7 protein-coding genes and 1 pseudogene are annotated in these 8,814 nt (G+C 64.4%); 3 read left to right on the plus strand and 5 right to left on the minus strand.

Annotated features, from left to right (window positions below):
- A partial coding sequence (locus EOA24_RS18350) for an O-antigen ligase family protein (RefSeq protein ID WP_133374543.1) occupies positions 1 to 931 on the minus strand: 931 nt, incomplete at its 3' end.
- Between the two features lie 432 nt (positions 932 to 1,363).
- Between EOA24_RS18350 and cysD the strand changes: the two genes are divergently transcribed.
- Genes cysD through cysQ form a run of 3 tightly spaced genes read left to right on the plus strand, consistent with a single transcriptional unit; the run spans position 1,364 to position 4,999 of the window.
- The gene (gene cysD, locus EOA24_RS18355; RefSeq protein WP_245463223.1) at positions 1,364 to 2,269 is read left to right on the plus strand and encodes a sulfate adenylyltransferase subunit CysD; all 906 of its coding nucleotides are present in this window, start codon (positions 1,364 to 1,366) and stop codon (positions 2,267 to 2,269) included.
- 2 nt (positions 2,270 to 2,271) lie between these two features.
- The gene (cysN, locus tag EOA24_RS18360) at positions 2,272 to 4,209 is read left to right on the plus strand and encodes a sulfate adenylyltransferase subunit CysN (protein WP_145992532.1); all 1,938 of its coding nucleotides are present in this window, start codon (positions 2,272 to 2,274) and stop codon (positions 4,207 to 4,209) included.
- Between the two features lie 10 nt (positions 4,210 to 4,219).
- Positions 4,220 to 4,999 carry a 3'(2'),5'-bisphosphate nucleotidase CysQ gene (gene cysQ / locus EOA24_RS18365; RefSeq protein ID WP_189343328.1) on the plus strand — a complete coding sequence of 260 codons (780 nt, stop codon included), beginning with the start codon at positions 4,220 to 4,222 and terminating at the stop codon, positions 4,997 to 4,999.
- 207 nt (positions 5,000 to 5,206) lie between these two features.
- Here cysQ and EOA24_RS18370 read toward each other — a convergent pair whose 3' ends face one another.
- The 4 genes and pseudogenes from EOA24_RS18370 to EOA24_RS18385 all read right to left on the minus strand — a co-directional run.
- On the minus strand, positions 5,207 to 6,376 hold the full coding sequence (locus tag EOA24_RS18370) for a DegT/DnrJ/EryC1/StrS aminotransferase family protein (protein ID WP_127255511.1): 1,170 nt from the start codon (positions 6,374 to 6,376) through the stop codon (positions 5,207 to 5,209).
- Positions 6,377 to 6,615: 239 nt separating this feature from the next.
- Positions 6,616 to 7,539 carry a carbohydrate kinase gene (locus EOA24_RS18375; RefSeq protein WP_126078426.1) on the minus strand — a complete coding sequence of 308 codons (924 nt, stop codon included), beginning with the start codon at positions 7,537 to 7,539 and terminating at the stop codon, positions 6,616 to 6,618.
- Positions 7,536 to 7,982, minus strand: coding sequence for an RbsD/FucU domain-containing protein (locus tag EOA24_RS18380; protein WP_126078425.1), 447 nt, complete (start codon positions 7,980 to 7,982; stop codon positions 7,536 to 7,538). The genes EOA24_RS18375 and EOA24_RS18380 overlap by 4 nt, the downstream gene beginning before the upstream one ends.
- A gap of 2 nt (positions 7,983 to 7,984) precedes the next feature.
- Positions 7,985 to 8,814, minus strand: a pseudogene (locus EOA24_RS18385) (ROK family protein); the annotation flags it as partial.

An 8,814-nucleotide genomic window follows, 5' to 3' on the forward strand; every position in this document is an offset into this window, starting at 1 on the left:
GCTCATGAAAACCCTGCTTCATCAGGGCGCGGCTGGCCGTGATGCCATGGCCGAAAATCGGCATCTCGCGAACCGCGGCAAGGCCGATCTCCCACATTGCCACGCGCAGGCCGAGCGCCGTCGAATGATCGCCATTGGCGTTCAGCGCATCCCAGTCGCTGACCAGGAAGTCGGCTCGATCCATGATGGCGCGAGAGCCGATGGCGGCGATCGCCAGGGCTACCACGACGCCGATCACTGCCAAGCGCGCCATGCTGGCGTTGGTGAACCGACGGCGGTTGACGAGAAGCACGACGATACCGGCAATCGGCACCGCCACCCAGATCATGCGTGACCCGGAATAGACGATCGCAATCGTTCCGGCGATCGCCGCCAGGACCAGCAGCTTCGAGCGTTTCTCGATGCCTGACAGCGCGCCGGCGAGGCATAGCATGACGGCAAGGCAGGTAACGGTTGCGAAGACGATCGCGTTTCCGGCCCCGCCCTCGGCCCTCGTGCCCAGCCAGTGATACTGGACGATGGCGATCGCCAACGCGCCGAAACAGGCCGCGGCGCTGGCCAGAACGGCGATGCGTGCCAGCGCGGTCTTCTCGGTAATGCTCCAGGTCGAATAGGAGATCGGGAAAAGCAGGAAGGTGATCAGCGGCAGGAAGAACCGCAGATCGGCGGCCAGCGTGCCATTGACGATCGAAGCGAGAACCATGGCCGCGCAATAGGCGTAGATCGCCGCGGTCAAGGCGAGCATCGGCCCGTCGATGTTGAAGCGCCGCCGCTTCGCGGCCAGCAGCATTGCCGACCACACGCCGCCGGCATTGAAGGTGATGCTGACGAGCGAGCCGAGCACCGGCGCCGAAAAAAAGCAGACGATCGAGAAATAGAAATTGATCTGTGCGGGCGTGAGCTGGCGCCGGAGCTTTGTAAACGGGTTCAAATGCTTGCTTCGCAGTTTCCAGGTTGCGCCCGGATCCGTGATACCAGCTGATGGCTGGCTGGACGTACCCGTTTGCCGCGCCTTGCCCGTTCCCCGAGCCCATATAGCTGCTGGCGTCGTTCCGCGATAGGCCGGTTGACGATGTTCCGACAGAAATCCTTGGTTCGGAGCGGCCGCATCGGAACTTACGGTCCTCTCCCTGCTTCCGCGTTGCGCCCTGGCAGGATTTTCCGCTTTCTCGGCCTCGCTTGGAAAATTCGTTCCCTAATCATCGTGCGTCCGGCGCGTCCCGCATTGTTATGAACGGCGCCGATCTGTTAGAACGCCCGCACGAAACAGTTTGTCCAAGTGAGATTTGCGCCCGGGCGGCATGGAATTGCGCCTGCAATGCAAGATTTCCGCTCGACGGCACGAGAGAACGCTCGACAGTCCATGAATATCGCGCTCACGCATCTGCAGCGGCTCGAGGCCGAATCCATCCACATCTTCCGTGAGGTTGCGGCCTCCTTCTCCAAGCCGGTGATGCTCTATTCGGTCGGCAAGGATTCCTCGGTGCTGATGCATCTGGCGATGAAGGCCTTCTATCCCGCCAAGCCGCCTTTCCCGTTCCTGCATGTCGACACCACCTGGAAGTTCCGCGAGATGATCGCCTTTCGCGACCAGATGGCGCAGAAGCTCGGCTTCGACCTGCTGGTCCATGTCAACGAGGATGGCGTGCGCGACGGCATCAATCCCTTCGACCATGGCTCCAACACCCATACCCATGTGATGAAGACGGTGGCGCTGCGCCAGGCGCTCGACAAATACGGTTTCGATGCGGCCTTCGGCGGCGCCCGCCGCGACGAGGAGAAGTCGCGCGCCAAGGAGCGCATCTTCTCCTTCCGCAACGCGCAGCATTCCTGGGACCCCAAGAACCAGCGGCCGGAAATGTGGAAGATCTTCAACACCCGCATCGCGCCGGGCGAGTCGATCCGCGTCTTTCCGCTGTCCAACTGGACCGAGCTCGACATCTGGCAGTACATCCTGCAGGAGAACATCCCGATCGTGCCGCTCTATTTCGCCAAGGAACGGCCGGTGGTCGAGCGCGACGGCATGCTGATCATGAAGGATGACGACCGCATGCAGCTGCGTCCCGGCGAGGCGATCGAGAACCGGCTGGTGCGCTTCCGTACACTGGGCTGTTACCCGCTGACCGGCGCCATCGAATCGGAAGCCGACACGCTAGAGGCCATCGTCGGCGAGATGCTGACCGCCCGCACCTCCGAGCGCCAGGGCCGCCTCATCGACCGCGACGAGGCGGGTTCGATGGAAAAGAAGAAGCGCGAGGGTTATTTCTGATCATGCGCCACATCATGGCCAAGAGCCTCGCCCCGACCGCTTCTATCCGCGACTATATGGCCGCGCAGGAGAAGAAGTCGCTGCTGCGCTTCCTCACCTGCGGCTCCGTCGATGACGGCAAGTCGACGCTCATCGGCCGCCTGCTCTCCGACACCAAGCAGATCTTCGAGGACCAGCTGGCGGCACTGGAGAAGGATTCGCGCAAGCACGGCACCACCGGCGACGATATCGACTACGCGCTGCTGGTCGACGGGCTGGAGGCGGAGCGCGAGCAGGGCATCACCATCGACGTCGCCTACCGCTTCTTCGCCACGCCGAAGCGCAAATTCATCGTCGCGGACACGCCCGGCCATGAGCAATACACGCGCAACATGGCGACGGGCGCCTCGACCGCGGATCTTGCCATCGTGCTGATCGATGCCCGCCAGGGCGTGCTGCGCCAGACCCGGCGTCATTCGATCATCGCCTCGCTGCTCGGCATCCGTCACATCGTGCTGGCGGTCAACAAGATCGACCTTATCGGCTTCGACAAAGCTGCGTTCGACCAGATCGTCGCCGACTATCGCGAGTTCGCAAAACAACTCGGCTTCGTCAGCGTTGTGCCAATCCCTATGTCGGCGCGCTTCGGCGACAACGTCACCAGCCGCTCGGAGCGCACGCCCTGGTATTCCGGTCCGTCGCTCATCGAGCATCTGGAAACCGTGTCGGTCGACGAGGCGGTGGTCGAATTGCCGTTCCGCTTTCCCGTCCAATATGTGAACCGTCCGAACCTCGATTTCCGCGGCTTCGCCGGCACCATTGCGTCGGGGACGGTTTCGCAGGGCGACGAGGTCGTCGTCGCCAAGTCCGGCAGGGCGTCCCGGGTCAAGCGCATCGTCGCGCAGGGCGGCGATCTCGATCAGGCGGTCGCCGGCCAGGCGATCACGCTGGTCCTCGAGGATGAAGTCGAGGTGTCGCGCGGCAACATGCTGGTGTCGCCGGCGGCACGGCCGCAGGTCGCCGACCAGTTCGCCGCCAACATCGTGTGGTTCGACGAGCAGGCGCTGCTGCCCGGCCGCTCCTACATCCTGCGCACGGAGACCGATCAGGTCAGCGCCACCGTCACCGACCTCAAATACCGGGTCAACGTCAACGATTTCGCGCATGAGGCGGCGAAGTCGCTCGACATCAACGAGGTCGGCGTCTGCAATCTCTCGACCCGCGCGCCGATCGCCTTCGATCCCTTCGCCGAGAACCGCACCACCGGCGCCTTCATCCTGATCGATCGCATCACCAACGCCACCGTCGGCGCCGGCATGATCCTGCATTCGCTGCGGCGCGCGGAAAACATCCACTGGCAGTCGCTCGACGTCGGCAAGCGCGGCCGTTCCGACCTGAAGAACCAGCGCCCGGCGGTGTTCTGGTTCACCGGGCTCTCCGGTTCCGGCAAGTCGACCATCGCCAACCTGTTCGAGAAGAAGCTTTTCGCCTCCGGTCGTCACACCTACATCCTCGACGGCGACAATGTCCGCCACGGGTTGAATCGCGATCTCGGCTTCACCGACGCCGACCGCGTCGAAAACATCCGCCGCGTCGCCGAAGTGGCCAAGCTGATGGCCGATGCCGGGCTGATTGTCATCGTCTCCTTCATTTCGCCATTCAGCGCCGAGCGCCGCATGGCGCGCGAGCTGATGGCCGAGGGCGAGTTCGTCGAGGTGTTCGTCGATACGCCGTTCGAGGAATGCGCAAGGCGTGACCCGAAGGGCCTTTACGCACGCGCCCTGAGCGGTGAGATCAAGAACTTCACCGGTGTCGATTCTCCCTATGAGGCACCTGAGAATCCGGAAATTCATCTTCAGACCCTCGGCAGGAGTCCGCAGGAGGTGGCGGAAGCCCTCGAACACTGGCTGATCGAGCGCGACATTGCCGAGGAGCAGTATGACAATGGCGGCGGTATCTGACGACGACGCGATGCTGGGCGTCTTCGAGCGCCTGGCGCTGGAAGCGGGGCGCGAGGTGATGCGCGTCTTTCACGAAGGCTGCGCCGTCGACAGCAAGGCGGACTCTTCGCCGGTGACGGAAGCCGACCGCGAGAGCGAGAAGATCATTCTTGCCGGCCTGCGCGCCGCCTATCCGGATATCCCATGCGTGGCCGAGGAAGAGGTGGCGGCGGGCATCGCCACGCCCGACCTCGACGGCGCCTTCTTCCTGATCGATCCGCTCGACGGCACTAAGGAATTCGTCAACCGCCGCACCGATTTCACCGTCAACATCGCGCTGGTGCGCCATGGCGTTCCGGAAGTGGGCGTTGTCTACGCGCCCTGCACCGGGCGCTTCTTCATTGGACGGCCTGGCAAGGCTGAGGCGCTGGAGGTCGATGCCGATTATCGCATTACCGGCCGCCGGCCGATCACCGTGCGGGCAGGGGGCACGCCACTCGCCGTCGTCGCCAGCCGTTCGCACAACACGCCTGAAACCGACGCCTTCATCCGCGACCTCGGTCCCGCCGAGATTGTCTCGATCGGCTCGTCATTGAAATTCTGCCTGCTCGCCGCGGCGGAGGCGGACGTCTATCCGCGCTTCGGCCGCACCATGGAGTGGGACACGGCCGCGGGTGACGCAGTGCTGCGCGCCGCGGGTGGCATGACGCACACTTTGGACGGCCAGCCGCTCGTCTACGGCAAGCGCAACCAGGCGACTGACAGCGATTTCGCCAACCCGCATTTTATTGCGAGCGGGAAGGGCGCGTAGTCGCAGCGTTGCCAAATGTAGACGCTGGCGCGAGACCCCCCTCTCTGTCCTGCCGGACATCTCCCCCTCAAGGGGGGAGATTGGCAGCTTCAGCGCTCAGCGCATTCTTCAACGTTGAAGGTTGGCGAAAGCCCGCGTGACATCTGATCTCCCCCCTTGAGGGGGAGATGCCCGGCAGGGCAGAGAGGGGGGCTTTGCGCGGACCTTTCAGGCCGCCGCGACATGCGCCGAGTTCGATCCGATGTAATTGCGGATCGTCTCGATGACGCGGTCCTGGTCGGCTTCGCTGAGATAGGCGTGCATCGGCAGGCAGAGGATCTGCTTCGGCAGCGTTTCGGAGACGGCAAGGCCGGTCGGCGTGCGGGGATAGTCCTTGTAGGCCACCTGCTCATGCAACGGCTTCACATAATAGATCACCGAAGGGATGCCCTTTTCGCCGAGATGAGCTTTAAGCCCGTCGCGCTTCGGCGTCTCGATCGCGTATTGCGCCCAGGCCGAGCGGCCGTGGCCCAGATTGCGCGACGCCTTGACGATGTCGCCGAGGCCCTTGGCATAGCGGTCTGCGACCACCTGGCGGGCCACCATCTCTTCTTCGAGGATGGCGAGCTTCTCGATCAGGATCGCCGCCTGCAGCGTGTCGAGGCGCGAATTGATGCCGACGCGGACATTGTCATATTGCGTCTCGCCCTTGCCGTGGAAGGCGAAGGAACGAAGCTTGTCGGCCATCGCACCGTCATTGGTGAACATCGCGCCGCCATCGCCGTAGCAGCCAAGTGGCTTGGCCGGATAAAAGCTGGTCGAGCCGACATGGCCGAAGGCGCCGCACATCTTGGCGTCGGCGGAACCGCCGATCGCCTGGACGTCGGCGGAACCGCCCATCGACTGCGCGGCGTCCTCGATCACGAGAAGGTTCTCGCGCTTGGCGATCGCCATGATCGCCTCATAGTCGGCGGCAAGGCCGAACAGGTCGACGGGGATGATCGCCTTCGGCTTGAGGCGGCCTTCCTTCCTGATCATCTCGATCGCCGCTTCGAGGCTGGCGATGTCGATGTTGTAGCTATCAGGGTCTACGTCGACGAAGACCGGCTCGGCCTTGGCCAACGCCACCACTTCGGCGGTCGCGGCGAAGGTGAAGCTCGGTACGAACACCGCGTCGCCCGGGCCGATGCCGGCGGCAAACAGCGGCAGAAGCAGCGCATCGGTGCCGTTGGCGCAGGCGACCACATGCTTGACGCCGATATAGGCAGCGAGCTTGTTCTCGAATTCGGTGACCTGGGGTCCCAGGATATAGCGGCCGTCCTCGACGACGTGGTCGATCGCGACCTTCAGCCGGTCGCGGATTCGTTCGCGCTGCGCGCCAAGATCGATGAACTGCATGTCGGCCTCGAATGCCAATAAAATCGGCCCGCTGGTATCAGACTTGGCGCGGTTGAGAAAGCCGACCACGGCGAGGGCGAATTGCCTATGTGTCGCAGCCTGTTACCGCTTTTGCCGGTGCAACGCCCGAAAAAGCCGGAAATCCATGCTTTGCGAGGCGCTTGCGGCCTCCCTTGTCGCGGCGCCCCGTTATCGGGAAACATAAAGTGATCGGCCGGGAAGGGCGATCCGGCAACGGATCAGGCGATTTCGTGCCGCCATGGCGGGTTGGCGCCGGCCCGCGACACCGTTACCGCCGCCGCCCTGGCGCCGAGTTCCAGCGCCTTGCGGATGGCGTCTTCGGACAGGCTGCCGATCGCCGCCTTGGTGAGCAGACCCTGCTCATGCAGCGAGGCCAGGATGCCGGCATTGAACGTATCGCCCGCGCCGACCGTATCGACCACCTTGACCTTCTGCGGCATGATCGTGACCTTATGCGCCTTGCTGTAGCCGACCGCGCCTTCGCTGCCGTGGGTGACGACGATCAGCTTCGGTCCGCGATCCAGCCAGTTGCGCACGACATCCTCATGCGAGCCCGCCTCGTCGAACCATTTGAGGTCCTCGTCGGAGAGTTTGACGATGTCCGCCATCGCCATCATCTCGCGGATGCGCCGCAGGTGCTTGGGCTTGTCCGGGATGAAATTCGGCCGGATGTTGGGATCGAGCATCATCACGCGGCTTTCGTGCTCGCGCCGCATGAACTCCTCATAGGCCGATCCGGCAGGCTCCGAGATCAGGCTGATGGCGCCGAACAGCATCGCCTCGATCTCGGCGCCGAGCTTCGGCAGGTCCTCGATGGTCAGCATGCGCCCGGCGGTGTTCTCGTCATAGAAGGTGTAGGTCGCCTGGCCGTTGGTGAGCCGCACGAAGGCGAGCGTCGTCGGACGAGGGGACGTATGCGCATAGGTGGAGCTCACCTTGCTGGCGCCGAGCGCGTCGCGGAACTGGCCGCCGAACAGGTCAGAGGAGAGGCCGGAGAAGAAGCCGGCCGGGGCGCCCAGCCGTCCAAGCGCGATCGCGGAGTTGAACACCGCGCCGCCAACATAGGGGGCGAAGGCGGCTTCGCCTTCCGTGGTGATGCGCGGCAGCATGTCGATCAGGGCTTCGCCACAGCAAAGGATCATGTCGTCTTGGTCTCCGGCGGATCAATCACGCCCTTGCGGATGATGATGTTGGCAAAGAGCCTGGGTTCGCTGGTCGCGACGATCGCATGCGCGGCCTTGACGCGTGCATAGAAGTCAGGTCCGGCCAGCGCAACCACCTTGTGGCCCGGCGCGCGTCTGGCGCAAACCGCTTCCATCTCGCGATGCACAGGGTCGGCCAGTGCCGGGTCGCCCTTAACCGAGGCGCGGAACAGCGCTTCCGGCACCGCCTCATCCACCGGCAGCACGCTGAGCACGGCGTCAAGCACTGGGATGACGTGATGGCCATCCACGCGGATCAGCCGGCGCGCCTGTTCCTCGGCCGGATAATTGCCGTCGACGATCGCGATCTCGTCGCCATGGCCCATCGCCCTGAGCGTTGCCAGGAACTGCGGCCCGAGCAGCGAGGGGATGCCGATCAGCATGGTCAGGCGCCTCCGGTCGTGTTCGGTCTGACCAGGAAACGCTCGGAAAGCGGCAGGCTGGCGCCGCCCAGCGCCCGCGCATGGATGCCAACGGTGCCCTCGCGCACGAAGGGCAGCTTCAGTCCCTCGGCATCGATGCCGGAGATGGCTTGCCGGATCGCCTCGACAAGACGGCGCCGCACATCGAGCGGCATCCAGCCGTCGATCACCGCCGCTTCGAAATCGATGACCGACGAAGCCGCAACGATGGCATAGGCAAGCGCGCGCGAGGCGCTGACGATCCACTCGTCGAGCTCGGGGCCGATGTCGCCCCATTCCTGCGGCGAGGTCCAAAGAAGGAGCCGTCGATGCCCTTGGCGGAAAGCGCCTTCTCCAGCATTGCAATCGAGGCGACGTCGATGAGCTGCGTCGGCTTGCCGTCCGGCCCCGGCACCGGCATCGATCCGAGCGCGCCGGCGTTCCCCTTCGGCCCGCTGTAAAGGCGCCCGTTGAGCACGATGCCGCCGCCGGCAAAGGCGCCGATATAAAAATAGACGAAGTCGCGCGCCGCGCCCGCCTGGCCGAAAACAAGCTCGGCGCCGCAGGCCGAGGTCGCGTCGTTCTGCAGGTAGACGGGGAACTCGCACTGCGCCTGGATGTCGGCGCGTATGTCGCGATGGCGCCATTCATCCATGACGTCGCGCGGCGCGCCGGCCGTGTCGGCCCAGTTCCACAGCTCGAACGGCATGGCGATGCCGAGTCCGGCGATGCGCTTGTCCTGCGCCGGCGTCAGCTCGCCGCGCATCGTCTTGATGCCGGCGCAGGACAAGCGCATCGCCGGACTCGGCATCGC

Origin of the sequence: Mesorhizobium sp. M2A.F.Ca.ET.039.01.1.1 (assembly GCF_003998035.1) — a bacterium.
Lineage (GTDB): Bacteria > Pseudomonadota > Alphaproteobacteria > Rhizobiales > Rhizobiaceae > Mesorhizobium.